The 13,858-nt window shown below is 53.5% G+C and carries 11 protein-coding genes; 6 read left to right on the top strand and 5 right to left on the bottom strand.

The window, feature by feature from the left end:
* Positions 1–155 precede the first annotated feature (155 nt).
* From ACYQ14_RS00565 to ACYQ14_RS00555, 3 genes are all read left to right on the top strand, one after another.
* Entirely contained in the window at positions 156–845 is a 690-nt protein-coding gene (locus tag ACYQ14_RS00565; RefSeq protein WP_459883746.1) for a cob(I)yrinic acid a,c-diamide adenosyltransferase, read from the top strand.
* Positions 846–924: 79 nt separating this feature from the next.
* On the top strand, positions 925–1,143 hold the full coding sequence (locus tag ACYQ14_RS00560) for a hypothetical protein (RefSeq protein ID WP_459883744.1): 219 nt from the start codon (positions 925–927) through the stop codon (positions 1,141–1,143).
* Between the two features lie 233 nt (positions 1,144–1,376).
* The gene (locus tag ACYQ14_RS00555; protein WP_459883742.1) at positions 1,377–2,981 is read left to right on the top strand and encodes a cobyric acid synthase; all 1,605 of its coding nucleotides are present in this window, start codon (positions 1,377–1,379) and stop codon (positions 2,979–2,981) included.
* 78 nt (positions 2,982–3,059) lie between these two features.
* On the opposite strand, the gene ACYQ14_RS00550 is transcribed toward ACYQ14_RS00555, so the two are convergent.
* Positions 3,060–3,455: a ribbon-helix-helix domain-containing protein gene (locus ACYQ14_RS00550; protein WP_459883740.1), complete on the bottom strand. Its 396-nt coding sequence runs from the start codon at positions 3,453–3,455 to the stop codon at positions 3,060–3,062.
* A 233-nt stretch (positions 3,456–3,688) separates the two neighbouring features.
* On the opposite strand from ACYQ14_RS00550, the gene ACYQ14_RS00545 reads away from it, so the two are divergent.
* Positions 3,689–3,940: an MTH865 family protein gene (locus ACYQ14_RS00545; RefSeq protein WP_283838300.1), complete on the top strand. Its 252-nt coding sequence runs from the start codon at positions 3,689–3,691 to the stop codon at positions 3,938–3,940.
* Between the two features lie 292 nt (positions 3,941–4,232).
* Positions 4,233–6,290, top strand: coding sequence for a bacterio-opsin activator domain-containing protein (locus ACYQ14_RS00540; RefSeq protein WP_459883738.1), 2,058 nt, complete (start codon positions 4,233–4,235; stop codon positions 6,288–6,290).
* A 111-nt stretch (positions 6,291–6,401) separates the two neighbouring features.
* Here ACYQ14_RS00540 and ACYQ14_RS00535 read toward each other — a convergent pair whose 3' ends face one another.
* The 4 genes from ACYQ14_RS00535 to ACYQ14_RS00520 form a co-directional block, all read right to left on the bottom strand.
* A complete protein-coding gene (locus tag ACYQ14_RS00535) occupies positions 6,402–6,752 on the bottom strand; it encodes a winged helix-turn-helix domain-containing protein (protein ID WP_283838302.1) in 351 nt (116 codons plus the stop codon).
* Between the two features lie 244 nt (positions 6,753–6,996).
* Positions 6,997–7,845 carry a trehalose-phosphatase gene (gene otsB / locus ACYQ14_RS00530; protein WP_459883736.1) on the bottom strand — a complete coding sequence of 283 codons (849 nt, stop codon included), beginning with the start codon at positions 7,843–7,845 and terminating at the stop codon, positions 6,997–6,999.
* 3 nt (positions 7,846–7,848) lie between these two features.
* Complete coding sequence (locus ACYQ14_RS00525; RefSeq protein WP_459883734.1) at positions 7,849–9,573, bottom strand: alpha,alpha-trehalose-phosphate synthase (UDP-forming); 1,725 nt, start codon at positions 9,571–9,573, stop codon at positions 7,849–7,851.
* A gap of 418 nt (positions 9,574–9,991) precedes the next feature.
* Positions 9,992–11,200, bottom strand: coding sequence for a Cdc6/Cdc18 family protein (locus ACYQ14_RS00520; RefSeq protein WP_283838305.1), 1,209 nt, complete (start codon positions 11,198–11,200; stop codon positions 9,992–9,994).
* Between the two features lie 1,827 nt (positions 11,201–13,027).
* Here ACYQ14_RS00520 and ACYQ14_RS00515 point away from each other — a divergent pair.
* Positions 13,028–13,858 carry an SCO family protein gene (locus tag ACYQ14_RS00515; protein ID WP_459883731.1) on the top strand — a complete coding sequence of 277 codons (831 nt, stop codon included), beginning with the start codon at positions 13,028–13,030 and terminating at the stop codon, positions 13,856–13,858.

Raw genomic sequence — 13,858 nt, 5'->3', positions numbered from 1 at the left:
CCGTTTGGAGCGGAGCCTAATGACGTATTTGGTAGCCGGACCGAGATTCGTATACCGTCTTACTCGAGCGAAACAGCGTTCAATACGGACATACTGAACGCGATCGGTCACGAAGCGATAGTATAACTACGTTCAGTTACAAACTCGGCCGAACGATGACCACGGATCGAACCCCCGAGGAGACGCTCGAGAACACGCCCGGTAAGGGGCTTTCCCCCGAAGCCGACGTAATCGAACCAGCCGCACCGGACGAGTTCGGGCTCGTGCAGGTCTGGTGGGGTGACGGCAAAGGCAAGACAACGGCAACGCTCGGCATGGGAATGCGTGCGGCAGGACACGGGTACCGCGTCCACGTGCTTCAGTTTATGAAAGGTGGTGCCTCGAGCGTCGATGCCGTACGGGGCGAGTACAACGCCATCGCGGCCCTACCGGGTATTTCCTACGAAAATCTCGGCCACTACGGCTGGCACGGGATGGAAGACGGGAGTGACGAAACGGACCACAAAGCAGAGGCACAGGCAGGGCTCGAACGAACCAAGGAGCTCCTCGAGGCGGCCCAGACGGCCGATCTCTCGACGCCGTTCTCGCTATCAGGAAAACCCAGCGATGGCGTTCACATGCTTATTCTCGACGAGATCCTTTACGCCGCAGATCGCGAATTGATCGAGAAAGAAGACGTTCGCGACCTGATCGACGCCAAGCCCGAAGATCTCGAATTAGTCCTTTCGGGAAGTCACACACACCCCGAGTATTTGGTCGACGAGGCCGACCTCATCACGAACGTTCGAAAGGAGAAACACCCGATCGACGAAAACCAGCGTGCCAGACGCGGAACCGAGTTTTGATCGTTTTGCGAGAACGAGACGGATAGTGCTTGTATTTGCAGGCATATATCAGAATAAGTTATAGTTCCAATAATCTGGTATGCGGGTTATCTACAAACCGGGAAATACGTACGAAGAAATCAACTGTTATGACTTTCGGGAGTACGAACGGGGGATCGTACTGCACAACGAAGAAGGGTACAACATCGGATATATTCCACACGAGATGCTCAGCCACATCGAGCCACACCCCGGCGAGCGTGTCGCCTTCGACGACGATGAAGGAGACGGTGACGATGACGTGACAGAATCAAAATAGCGTCTACCTGAGTAGCGGTTTTCGATCGGGAAGTTCGAGCGAGCGGATTGGAAGGTGCTGGCAATAGGTCACGAGATGTTACCGAATCGATCCCAGAGACCGCTGACGAATCGGCCTTAGAGAACACTGACGAATTGGCTCAGAGACCGCTGACAAACAGGCCCGGTCACCGTCGATCGGGCTCGAGAAACCGATAGGACGATACCGCCACAGTACGGAGTCGGCGTACGCGGATGACACGAACGATTCTCGTCGCCGGGACCGCTAGCCACGTCGGGAAATCGACCGTGGCAGCGGGATTGTGTCGCAATCTCGCAAATCGCGGCGTATCTGTCGCGCCGTTCAAAGGCCAAAACATGAGTAACAACGCTCGTGTCGTTGTTCGGCCGTCGGGTTCCGACGGTTCGTATTCGGACGGGCAAACAGCCACCGAACCGACTCGAGAGAGTGATTCGACCCACTGGGGAGAAATCGGCGTCTCCCAGTACGTCCAGGCACAAGCCGCTGAGAGGACGCCGACGACCGATATGAATCCGGTACTGTTGAAACCGCGCGGGAACGGCGAAAGTCAACTCGTGGTTCACGGGGACGCACTCACACACCTCTCTGCAGGCGATTACTACGAGAACCACTGGGAGTTCGCACGAGAGGCGTCGGAAGAATCCTACCGCCGACTCGCGGCCGAATACGACATAATTATCGCCGAGGGTGCGGGGAGCATCGCAGAAATCAATTTGCACGATCGTGATCTTGCTAACGTCGAAACCGCACGCTTTACCGATGCGGACATTCTACTGCTCGTCGATATCGAGCGCGGCGGCGCGTTCGCTAGTCTCTACGGAACGCTCGAGTTACTGCCCGAATCGCTTCGCGAACGGGTCGTCGGTGCGATCATCACCAAATTCCGCGGCGATCGCTCGCTTCTCGAGCCGGGAATCAGGGAAATCGAAGATCGGACGGACGTTCCGATACTCGGCGTAATTCCGTACGACGATCCGGGGCTTCCGGAAGAAGACAGCGTGGCACTACCGGCAACGGACGAACGAGAAACCATCGGTGTCGCCGACGATCACTCGTCCGAACAATACCTGACGATCGCCGTTCCCCGCCTACCACACATTTCGAATGCAACGGATCTGGAGGCGCTCGCCGCCCATTCCGGCGTAGCGGTCGAATACGTCCCAGTCGAACGGGAAGCGTCAATCCCCGAATATACAGACGCTCTCGTCGTGCCCGGGACCAAGAACACTGTCGATGATCTCCTCACGCTTCGTCGAGCCAACTTTCACGAGAAGATTGCCGCGTTTTCCGGTCCGATAGTCGGCATCTGTGGAGGGTATCAACTACTCGGCGAGCGGATTACGAACGCTTCACTCGAAGGAACCGGAGAAGCGGATTTCGTCGAGGGAATCGGATTGCTCCCGGTCGAGACGTCCTTCGAGGGCGAAAAGGTGCTCGAGCAGACCAGCGTTTCGGTCCGTGGGAGCGAATCGCTGCTACTCGCCGGGGTTACCGGTACTGCATCGGGTTACGAGATCCACGTCGGTAAAACGACGATGCTCAAGCCCGTCGGACATCCGTTGGGCGACTCGAGTGCTGCCCGCGAAAACGTTCTCGGAACGTATCTCCACGGTCTCTTCGACAACACGAACGTTCGAGCGGGCTTTCTCGAATCTGTCGCAGCCCAAGCGGATTGTTCGGAGTTCGAGAACGCCATTCAGGCGTCCCAGAATGCAGCCGACCAACGATCGACGCCCGAAACGCCGTACGACCGGGCCGCAACGCTCGTCGAAGACAACGTCGATCTGTCGGTTCTTGGACCGCCGTTCAATGAATAGCTGCGGTTCACTGAATGGCGCGCTATTCGAGGAACGACTTCCTGTCTGCGCCCGTCTCGATACCCGTAGAATCTTCGATTAGCTCGAGTCCGACCGCTGTCGGTAGGTACCTAACAGTTCCTCGAGAATAATGCATTCTTGATCAGTTTGGTCGTAGTGGGTATCGATAAATTGCTCCGCTGCCTCGAAATTACCCCTGAGACCCTGTTTTCGAACCGTGATCACCGACTCGAGAAAGAACGTTCCGCCGTCCGGATTCGCAATAGCGGTGTGACCGGTGTCCGATATCTCCAGTTCGGATTTGATTTCGTCGAAGTTGAAGGTTTCAACCTCGTGGTCAGGGTCGATGAGCGTCAGCACATACTCCGCAGAGAACCGATAGAATTCGGATTTGCTCTCGAACATACCGTCTGCGACGAGTGCATCTATCTCGTCGACGACGTCGTCCGGATATCTGACGGTATCTTTCGCCATGACCAACACGTTGTAGTGAGAGGCCATTATAGTTTTGGGGGCTACTGACCGCAGGACGAGACCCGTGAGAGACTGCAGTTGACAAGCAATGGATATCTCTCGTATGAGGAGGGTATTATCTGACACCGGTTGGAATGAAAACAGGTGGACCTCACGGAAGCCCTATTATTGTCTATACATCTATAATATGCATAAACAGGTTTATTATTTATCAAACGTAACTAGCGACTGCAATGGCAGATGAAGCTGAACTCCGAGACCAGATGACCGAGGCGTTCGAAGGCGCAGATTACCCGATTTCGAGTCCAATGGACCTCGTCCCAGCACTTCCAAACGGCCCTGGAACGAAATTTGAGTCGGGCGACTTCTCGATGACCGCAATGGAACTGAACACGAAACTTTCCGGCGGAGACTTTCCCTATGAGACCGTTGACGCGTTCGTCGACGACGTCATCGAGGATTTGAAGGATCAAGGAGAGATTTAGACACGCCGTGACGTCTCAGTTGGGGATCGGGGTGCCCCAACGATATCATATTTTCCGAGTCAATCGAAGTCACGCCCCCGGAACCCGAATCGCAGTCGACTCTGTGAGATACACGCGTATTCACTCGTCCATCGATAGTATGCTCGTCAAGAGCACGTAATTGTGACTACCGCCCGCGACAGATGTGAAAATTATATCACTACCTTTTTGTTTTATAAATACAATTGATTGATAGAATGGCTGGTCAGACAGTACTCTTCACTCATCTCCTCTCGAAGAACACCACATTTCCATGAGTGACAATACCCCCAACAACGATGTCATCCTGATTTCCGCATCGGAACGCCATCGCCTGCAAACAGCCCTTCACGAAGACGACCGCGTGAATTTGCGGCAAGTTATCGCCCCAGAGGATACCCTACCAACGCTCGAGAGCAACGGTGTAACTGGAATCGTTCTCGGACTCGAGGACCCAATGACCGTTGAATCCGTCCTCGATCAGATCCGGACGTTCAGTACGTCATCGAAGGTACTCGTCGCCCCAGAAAACGGAAGCGAACGCCTCGCAACTGTATCCTTTCGGTCGGGAGCATCCGATTATCTCTCCAGTGAATCCACATCGGGCGTCGTCGATCGGGTCGTCACTGAGCTCGAGCAAACCGTCGACTCGGCTTCTCAATCTGAAGCCTCTCCGGATCACTCTCAATCTGAAGCCTCTTCGAATCACTCTCAGTCTAAAGTCTCTCTGGATCAAACAGACGAAAGCTACAAGGAATTGTTCGGGCGTGCGTTACCGGAGGAGGCCTTCGTTATCGGCGAAAACGGGACGTATCTCGATGCACAGATCAGCGTCAACTCATCGAAATTATACGACTTCCCTGCGGAGGATCTACTCGGACTCAAGCTTGATGATGTCTTTTCTGCACCGGTAGCGACCAGCCTGCAGGATTGTATTACTCGAACTATTGAAAGCGGATCCGTCCAATCGATCGAATACCAGACCCAGACGGCGAAGGGGGTTCGAACGTTCGAAGCCCGCGTTATTCTCTTAGACGAACAGATCCGTGGAAAACGCGCTGTCGTTTGGCTTGCCAGGGATATTACGGACTGGAGGGAGAAAGAACAGCGGCTCCGATCTCGACACAAACGACTCGAACGTACCAACGAGATCAATGCGGTCGTCAAAGAAGTAATCAAAACGGTCGTCGAATCCCCCACCCGTCCGGCGATTGAGGAAAACGTGTGTGATCGACTCGTCGAATCGGAACTCTACAGTTGTGCACTCGTGGGAGAAGTTGGCGGAGACTCCAACGTGTTCTATCGAGTCGGGAGTGGTGGCCCCGATGCAGAGTTGACGAAGGTAATTGAGCAGGATCTGAGATACCAGCAAGCGATCGAAACGGGAGAGATCCAATCGTTCAGCGACGATGATCGCGTCGACCAGCCACCCGTTCCACTCGAGGGGGTGAAGATTGACTCGAATATCAATTCCGCGATGGTTGTTCCAATCGCCCACGATGACCTCGTCTATGGTGTTCTCACCGTCTTTGCGACCCGGTCAACTGCATTTGGGTCGAGGGAGCGCGATAGCTTTCGGTTACTTGGCGAATCGATCGGATTTTCAATTAATGCGGTGAAAAACCGTCGCCTGCTCTTTTCCGACGCCGTCGTCGAACTCGAGATTCGAATCGACGGCGGAGACTCCATCTCGTTTCATCTTTCGGAAAAATACGACTGTACGTGTTCGCTGAAGTGGGCAGGAACAACTGCGAGGGGTAACACGTATCAGTACGTGCTTATCGACGGCATCGGCGGTGATACCGTTCGGAAAGAAGCTGAACAGCACAACTCTGTTCAGGAATATCGCATCGTTCACGACGGCGACGAACACTGCATCGCCGAACTCCGACTCGTTAAATCGGGCGTCAGAGCCCTTTCAAACCTCGGTGTAACTATCCGGAATATTTCGGTCGAAGATAGCGTTACAACGTGTCTCCTCGATGTCCCTCGAGACGCAGATGTAAGAGAGATTTTGAATAACCTCGGACAGATATACCAGAATACCGAACTCGTCGCGAGGCGAGAAGTAGACCGATCCGTCCGGACTGTCTCGGAGCAGAGAGACCGAATACTCGACCAACTGACCGAAAAGCAACTGACTACGCTCCGGTTGGCGTACTACGGCGGCTATTTCGACTGGCCGCGGGGAAGTACGGGTGAAGAAATAGCGGAAGCGATGGATGTCGCACCACCAACGATGCATCAGCATCTCCGAAAGGCGTTACAGGAACTGCTTTGTGAGTTCTTAGAAGAGGGAACACGAACAGTCTTCGACGGAGACCAAACGTGATACCCGTCGTGTAAAGTACCCTGCATACGGTGGACGGGGAACTCGCGCTGGATTCCGTTCAGGCAGTACTATCGCAACTGAACTCACTAGTAGTGGACAAGCAGTGAACCCTTATTCGTCGTCGGCGTCTTCTTCGCCACGAGCGAAACTGGCTGTCGAGTCTCCCGCCGAATCTGCAGTACCTGCAGACGGTCCTTCGATGAGTTCCTCGAAATCGTCTACTTCATCGTACTGGTCCTGGTAGACGAGTGCCGCCTTTCCGAGCGACGTGATTTCGTAGAGTCCCGAGCGTTTGGCAGGCCCGATCTTTTCCACGAGGCCATAATCTTCTAGAACTGGCAATCGTGTGTTGATGTTCTTTCGGCTTTTGTCCGTGTGTGCTGAAAGGTTCGTTGCGACGTTACGTCCTTTGTCCTCGAGCGCCTCGAGAATCAGGAAGTCGGTAGGTTGTCTGAGTTTCATCTCTGATTGCTCTTGTACTCTACTCTATTTCCAGTGGTAACTAATACTTTCGGCTTCGATCCAACTATTTGTAATGGAAATTAGTTCCGGGGAGAGAATAACAATTATCCTTCTATAGAGTTTGTAAGTCATCTTATCAATTATATTTCGGGAGGTAGTAAACAATTGCTAGTGTGTCGAACGACTCCGCGCCTATGTGTACTTATTTCGATATTGGTCTATCCGTGATGCATCCACCGAAAGGCTATGCAAAACTCCCCACTGAGTGGGCTACAGGCCGTTCTCGCTCCTGATCGGAGGTCGACAACCTTGTCGTTCCGATCCAGTGTAAGAAGGAGGCGACCTCATCAGGGGATCGAACTCGACACGAGGCCCAGGACTCGGTTTCATCGCCGACGCGAATACCGATGCCATTCGGTTCAACCGTTTCGAAGGCCGATTCATCTGTCGTGTCATCACCGATATAGAGAACGAGCGGGGACGTCGGCAGTGACGAGCGAAGCAGCTCTACAGCATTTCCTTTCCCCCACGGAATCTGGGGCGAGATTTCTATCACTCGCTTTCCGTTCGAACGCTCCAGTATGCCGTTTCCCAGCCGATCCGTTACTGACTCCACTATGGTATCCACCGTATCGAAGTAGCGTTCGGGAACCGATCGCAGATGAACCGTCCCTGTTAATCGTTTGTTTTCGACCCAGCAATGAGGTATCGGATCGAGCTTTGACTCGAGCCTCGAACAAACGTCTTCGACGGGCGCCGCTCGTTTCTTGGCGATCGGGTGCACCGAAACAGTCCCGCTGCGTTGAATTTCGAGCCCGTGATTACCAGCGAAGAAGGTTGGCCCATCGATGCGAGTACGAACGTCAGCAAGGCTTCGACCGCTGATTACCGCCGTCGTGATTGTAGGGTTGGACGTAATTCGATCAAGCGCATCCACGGCAGACTCCTTCGGTGATGCCGCTGCTGGATCATCTACGATCGGGGCGAGTGTGCCGTCGAAATCGAGACACAGCAACACGGAATCTGCGACACCCAATGCTGTTCGGATTTGTGGCAACCGCTCGTGGACTGGGGTCGGAGTATCGACCGACATGATCTATGATACCGGTGACTGCTGTTCGTTCGGACGCTCGTCCATCGAATCAGTACTCGAATGGATCCGTTGGATTTCGACGAACTGGTCCCGCATCCACGATTCGAGATTCGCCTCGAAGACGCGGTCTCGGAGGACCGACATTCGGCGCTGTTTTTCGCCGGGAGCCGTCGTTAATGCGCGCTCGATCGTATTCGCGAAGTGATTCGGTTGGTCCGGTGCGATCGTATACGTGTGGGAGCCGAGCGTTTCGTGAGCCCCGGCTCGATTGCTCAACAACAATGCTCCCTCCTCTTCGACGCTCGAGGCAAGATATTCCTGCGCAACGAGATTCATCCCGTCGTTGACTGGGCTGACAACCATTACATCGGCTCGACGGTACAACGCACACAGTTCGTCCTGTGGAAGGATATCTTCTGTGTAGACGATCGGCCGCCAATCAGCAGCGCCGAACCGTGCGTTGATCCGATCGACCTGCTGTCGGACTGCCTCGCCGAGTTGTTCGTACGCCGGGATATCCGTGCGTGATGGAGTCGCCTTCTGAACGAACGTGAACTGACCTCGCCATTCCGGGTTCCGATCGAAGAAGGTCTCGATTGCCGTAAGTCGTTGTGGGATCCCCTTCGTGTAATCGAGTCGATCGACACCGAGTCCGATCGCGTTCGTCCGCGGAATGTCGTATCTCGAGCAAATCGACTTCCAGTGACTCTCGTCGGTGGCTTCGGATTCCTCGGCGTAGGACGATGCATCGATTCCCATCGGTGTTGCAACGACACGAGTCGTGTTCCCGTCGTAGCTAACCGTTCGAGTGCTTCGATGGACCGTTGCGTTTTCGACGAACCTATCGACGCACTCGAGAAAGAGATCCGCATATCGATCGACGTGAAACCCAAGCAGGTCGTTGCCCAGCAATCCTTCTAATAGCTCCTGTCCTTCCGGACAATTGACGAACGTCTCCGGAGACGGCCACGGGATATGCCAGAAGTGAGCGATCGTCACGGAGTCAGAAACCCGTTCTCGAATCAGTTTCGGTGCGAAGCCGAGGTGATAGTCCTGTAACCAGACCACAGTATTCTCCGAGACGTGTTCGGAGACGGCGCTCGCAAACCGATGGTTGATGGTTCGATACCACTCGAGGTCACCGGGGCGGTCGTCGATCAGATGGGAAAAGCCGTGACAGAGCGGCCAGAGGACACGGTTACTCCAGCCATAATAGTAGGAGTTTACCGCCTCATCAGAGAGCCAGAGACGACGAAGTGTGTACGATTCCTCATCAGGGGGAACGCGTACACAATCGTTCTGATCGGTTACCTGTTCGTCTGCATCCCCGTCACCCCACGCGATCCAGGTACCGTTGGACCGACAGAGAACGGGATCAAGACCCGCAGTAAGCCCGCCAGTTGGTTCGTCAACTGTGATCGATCCCTCCTCCGACTCGTCGTATTCGTGACGATACGGCTGGCGATTCGAAACGACGATCAGCGATTCGGGGCAAACGTCCGATACATCGGGTGGTTTGGTACTGCTGTTGGTGTCGGGGTTACTGCTTTTGGTGTCGGAGTTACTGCCGTTGGTATTGGAGTTGCTGCCATTGGGAGTGGTAGAATCACCGGTGGTAGTGGTGCCGGAGTTAGTTTCTTTCGGAGACTGAGATGTGGTGTCTGTACGGTTGGTAGTAGAGACGTCTCGTCGATCAATCGGCGGCCCTCGATCCTCGAAATTTCGCATTCGGTGGTGAGAGACAGTTTCCCTACGGGTCGGGTCGTCGCCTGCAACTTCATGGTAGTCTAATACAGCCCGATAGTAGTCATCACAGAAGACTGGTCAACTTATAGGTAGAGTCTCGGTTTGCGAGAGGGTTCTCGAACACACGATGAACGCGTGAGCATCGGTGAGTTAGTCGTGTCCGATCACCGGTGAGTTAAAAGTGGAAACTGAAATAGTATTCAGTCGGACACCGGGTTTCCGGTGAAGAGTTCCGTTTCAGCGGTCGTTATCGAGAAAACCGAACGGTCGAATACAGGATAAATGGAGACAGGAAAGACGATCCATCCGCTGGGCCGCCACTACGAAGACTGGGCCATCACTACGCAGACTGGGCCATCACTACGCAGACTGGGCCGTCACTACTCAGACTGGGCCGTCACTACTCAGACTCGACCGTCTCGACGAGGACTTTTTGCACCACATCCGGATCTTCGAGGAGTTGGTGTTCGGTATAACTCCCTTCAGCGCTCCCGCCACTCTGTCGCGACTGTTCGATGATGTCGAGGAACGCGTGTTCTTTCAGGAGATCTCGAACGCGTCGAAGTGAAAGGGTGTCCGATCCCTCCTGGCGACAGATTTCTTCGTAGACATCGAAAATTCTCGTCGTTCGAAAGCCATCTTCGTCGGATTCGTTGAGCGAGAGAACGGCGAGCGCTTGAAGCACATATCGTGAGTGTGGCGTCGAACCGCGAATCAGTTCGCGGAATCGATCAGTTTCGGCCCGTTCACGCGCCTGTACGACGAACTCCTCTCGAACAGTTTCACTCGAGTTCGATTGTGCGATTTCGCCGGCGTACCGAAGAATGTCGATCGCCTTTCGCGCGTCCCCGTGTTCCCGCGCAGCGAGGGCCGCCGCGCGAGGAATCACGGACGGCTCGAGCACACCGTCTTTGAAGGCATCACTCCGCGCTTGCATGATATCACGGAGTTGATTGGCGTCGTACGGTGGGAAGACGAACTCCCGTTCACACAGTGAGGACTTGACTCGCTCGTCCATCCGGTCTTTATACTTGATCTTGTTACTGATACCGATGACGCCAATTTTGCAATCGGTGAGTTTCCCGGCCTCGCCCGCGCGAGAAAGTTGCATAAGAATATCGTCGTCGTCGAGTTTATCTACCTCGTCGAGGATAATGAGGACGACTCCGTACTGCTTGTCGAGAACCTGCCAGAGGCGTTTGTAGTAGGTCGACGTGCTGAGACCCTTATCAGGAATTTTGATGTCGGTAGCCTCCGAATTGTTCATCGAATGAGCGATCGTCTGGACGGCCTGGGTTTCCGTGTTATCCTGTGCGCAATCGACGTACGCGAACTCAGCGGTGACACCCTCTTCTTTCGCGACCCGGACGAGTCGTTCCGAGATGTGCTTTGCACAGAGTGATTTCCCCGTTCCCGTCTTTCCGTATATGAGGAGGTTACTGGGGCTCTGGCCGAAAATTGCGGGGTTCACTGCGTTTGCGAGATCCGCAATCTCGTCGTCACGGCCAACAATTCGACCCTCCTCTGGTAAGTGATTGATCTCGAGGAGCTCTTTGTTCTCGAATATGTGATCGTCTCGAGTGAAGAGATCGTCACCGGAACTCGACATAGGTTATTGACACCACGTTTCCGGTGAATTATCTTTACTGTTTGGATCGGTACTGGTCAAAACAGCGGCGGATAATAGTCAGGATAGTCGTGAGGTTCGGGGCAGTCGCGGGTTCGGGCAGTTGGGGGTTCGAGGCAGTCGCGAGGTTTGGGGCAGTGGGGGCCGGAACAATTGTGGGAGTGAGCGAGCGCGCGCACACCACGTTTCCGGTGAATTGGTACAAATGGTACGTCAGTAGGGTGTGGTTGTTGAGAAGACAGGCACACCGGGTTTCCGGTGAAACGTCAAAACGAGTCGTTCCAATTTCAATTTTGGTAACCTGGGAACGACTGGATATTGAGAACGTCTGTGTTTCGTACCCGACCGGCGGCACGACGCTCTTGAGTCGAGTATAGTATGAGCTCAGAGTCTATGAAGGGAGTTCGAGGTGTGACGATACTTCGTATTTCACTTATTCAGGTTGGAGAGAGATTGGTATAGAGAGAAGAGAGATTTGATAAATGGGCGTTATAGGGTTAACTTAGAGCTCTTTTTTCCTCCACTAGTAAACTGCAACGTTGGATTAGAGTAGATGGAAGGTTATTAATAGGAGGGAAGTGAAAAGTCCATTAACTGAATCGGTTTAGTCAGAAGACAGATGTCGGTTTAGTGCGATTTCACCGGAAACCGCTCGAGAGCAGATTTTCGAGAATGATGGTATGGGTATCATCCGTGTTTTCCTCTGAGTGAGTCCTTCAGTAGAATCAATCCTTCTTGATGATTGTATTTTAATACCTGGTTATATTGGATCCTATGCAATAATACGGCAAATAATACGAAAACACTTCTACTTCTCTCGCCTTCTCGTTAAATACCGTTGTCTGTCCATCCCCTTCCACACACCATCTTTCCGGTGAAATCACACCACCTGCAACTGACCCCCACCCCTTCACACCCCGTTTCACCGGAAACGTGGTGTGTGCGCGCTCGAAAAAATTCTATTAATATCCTATCCCGAACTCGCTTTCTTCAAGCGCTCTCAACTCTCGTAGCGCCTGATTATCCCCTTCTGTTTCACTGGAAACACGGTGTCCCTGTTCACTCAATCCGGCTCCTTTTCAATATTCACCGGAAATCAGGTGTGTTCTTTCGTTCCCCGTCGTGATTCTCCGGCACAATGTGTTGACTTTCTCAACGTGTTGACCTTCCCAGTGTGTTGATTCCGAATCATCGTCTCCTCTTTTGCACTCTTCACCGGAAACCCGGTGTGTCTATCCCCGATTCGAACTGTTCACAATTCGCGTCGGTAGCGATGGATCCGTCTAATAAAAGTAGAACTCGAGTTCGTGACCGCAGTTACTGCAATCGGTTTCCGTCCCACGGAGATAATTTTTGCCGCCGGATTCGGCGGGTTGAATACCCGTTCCTGGTGGGATATTTGCGTTGACCGTCGTTTGACATTCCGGACAGCCAATCTGCATATTCGTCTGATTCGAACTCGACATGCCCCTCCGTAAATCACACTCGAGGTTAGTTATCCCAACCGTAATCCAACCCCTCAGTTGTATTTGACAACGTGACCGTTTCTCGCTCACTGTTTCCTCGAGTTTCTGGACTCGAGACGTTCGTCGAGATTACCCTGTTCGTCGTTCGTAGCGGACGGTACGATAGTCGAGAGCAGTTTGCCACGTATCGATCTTCGAATTCGGACCTTTCTCGGGAATCCTGGGGAGGTATCTCGACGACTTGCCGATTGTCGTATCCATTCTCGACCTGACACACCGTCTCGTTCCCAGTTTTCAGTAACGAACCAACGAGCATTTCATAGTGCACTCCTACAGTCTACGTATGGACAGACGTTCGTATCTGGGCTCGCTGGCGGGAGTTGGATCTGTCGGTCTCGCTGGTTGTCTCGATAGCGTCAATTTTTTTGACGATAGCGAAACGGCTCTGAGTCCTCCCGACCGAGAGCAGGATTTATCGGATGCGGTCCATCCTATACACGGCGACGAGTTTCCGTCGTTTTCTATTCCAGATCCGATTGCGGACGAAGCGGTTTCGCGGGACGATTTCGTTGGGGATCGAGCATTTCTGATGACTTTTATCTTTACTTCGTGTACTAATGAGTGTGGCACGCTCGTGAACCTTCTTCGACTCGTTCAGGAGGATGCTTTCGAGGAAGGATACGAAGATGACGTCGCATTTCTTTCGATGACGTTCGATCCCGAAACCGATGACGTCGACGCGCTTCGCGAGTACGGGCAACGATACGATGCCGATATCGAGGCAGAGAATTGGCGTTTCCTTCGACCCGAGACGCAAGATGAGGCTCTCGAGTTGGTAAACGACACGTTCGGAGCACCGGTCGAGGTTCAGCCGCCAGAAGAGGGCGAACACAATCACGGCGACGGCGATGAGGGCGACGATGGTAACGAGAGCACCGGCGACGCCGAAACAGATTCGACCGGCGAGCACGATGAATCTGATCAAAGTGAGGACGCACACGACGATAGTCATGGTGACGACCACGAACACGACGATGACGACGAGGAAACCTCCACGCACTATTATATGATCTTTCTCGTCAATCAGGACGGTATCGTCGAACGGTCGTATCCGTATGCTCATCTGGAAACGCCCACAGAGCTCATCGACGATGTCAGAGCGGTGGTCGAGTAA

This window comes from Halostagnicola bangensis (genome assembly GCF_054653435.1).
The sequence above is the reverse complement of the archived record's forward strand: the minus strand, read 5'-3'. Positions and strand labels throughout refer to the sequence as shown.

Coding starts and splice junctions, on each gene's coding strand:
- ACYQ14_RS00555 (WP_459883742.1), top strand. CDS start 1,377: ATGACACGAACGATTCTCGTCGCCGGGACCGCTAGCCACGTCGGGAAA.
- ACYQ14_RS00550 (WP_459883740.1), bottom strand. CDS start 3,455: ATGGCGAAAGATACCGTCAGATATCCGGACGACGTCGTCGACGAGATA.
- ACYQ14_RS00565 (WP_459883746.1), top strand. CDS start 156: ATGACCACGGATCGAACCCCCGAGGAGACGCTCGAGAACACGCCCGGT.
- ACYQ14_RS00520 (WP_283838305.1), bottom strand. CDS start 11,200: ATGTCGAGTTCCGGTGACGATCTCTTCACTCGAGACGATCACATATTC.
- ACYQ14_RS00560 (WP_459883744.1), top strand. CDS start 925: ATGCGGGTTATCTACAAACCGGGAAATACGTACGAAGAAATCAACTGT.
- ACYQ14_RS00535 (WP_283838302.1), bottom strand. CDS start 6,752: ATGAAACTCAGACAACCTACCGACTTCCTGATTCTCGAGGCGCTCGAG.
- otsB (WP_459883736.1), bottom strand. CDS start 7,845: ATGTCGGTCGATACTCCGACCCCAGTCCACGAGCGGTTGCCACAAATC.
- ACYQ14_RS00515 (WP_459883731.1), top strand. CDS start 13,028: ATGGACAGACGTTCGTATCTGGGCTCGCTGGCGGGAGTTGGATCTGTC.
- ACYQ14_RS00545 (WP_283838300.1), top strand. CDS start 3,689: ATGGCAGATGAAGCTGAACTCCGAGACCAGATGACCGAGGCGTTCGAA.
- ACYQ14_RS00540 (WP_459883738.1), top strand. CDS start 4,233: ATGAGTGACAATACCCCCAACAACGATGTCATCCTGATTTCCGCATCG.
- ACYQ14_RS00525 (WP_459883734.1), bottom strand. CDS start 9,573: ATGCGAAATTTCGAGGATCGAGGGCCGCCGATTGATCGACGAGACGTC.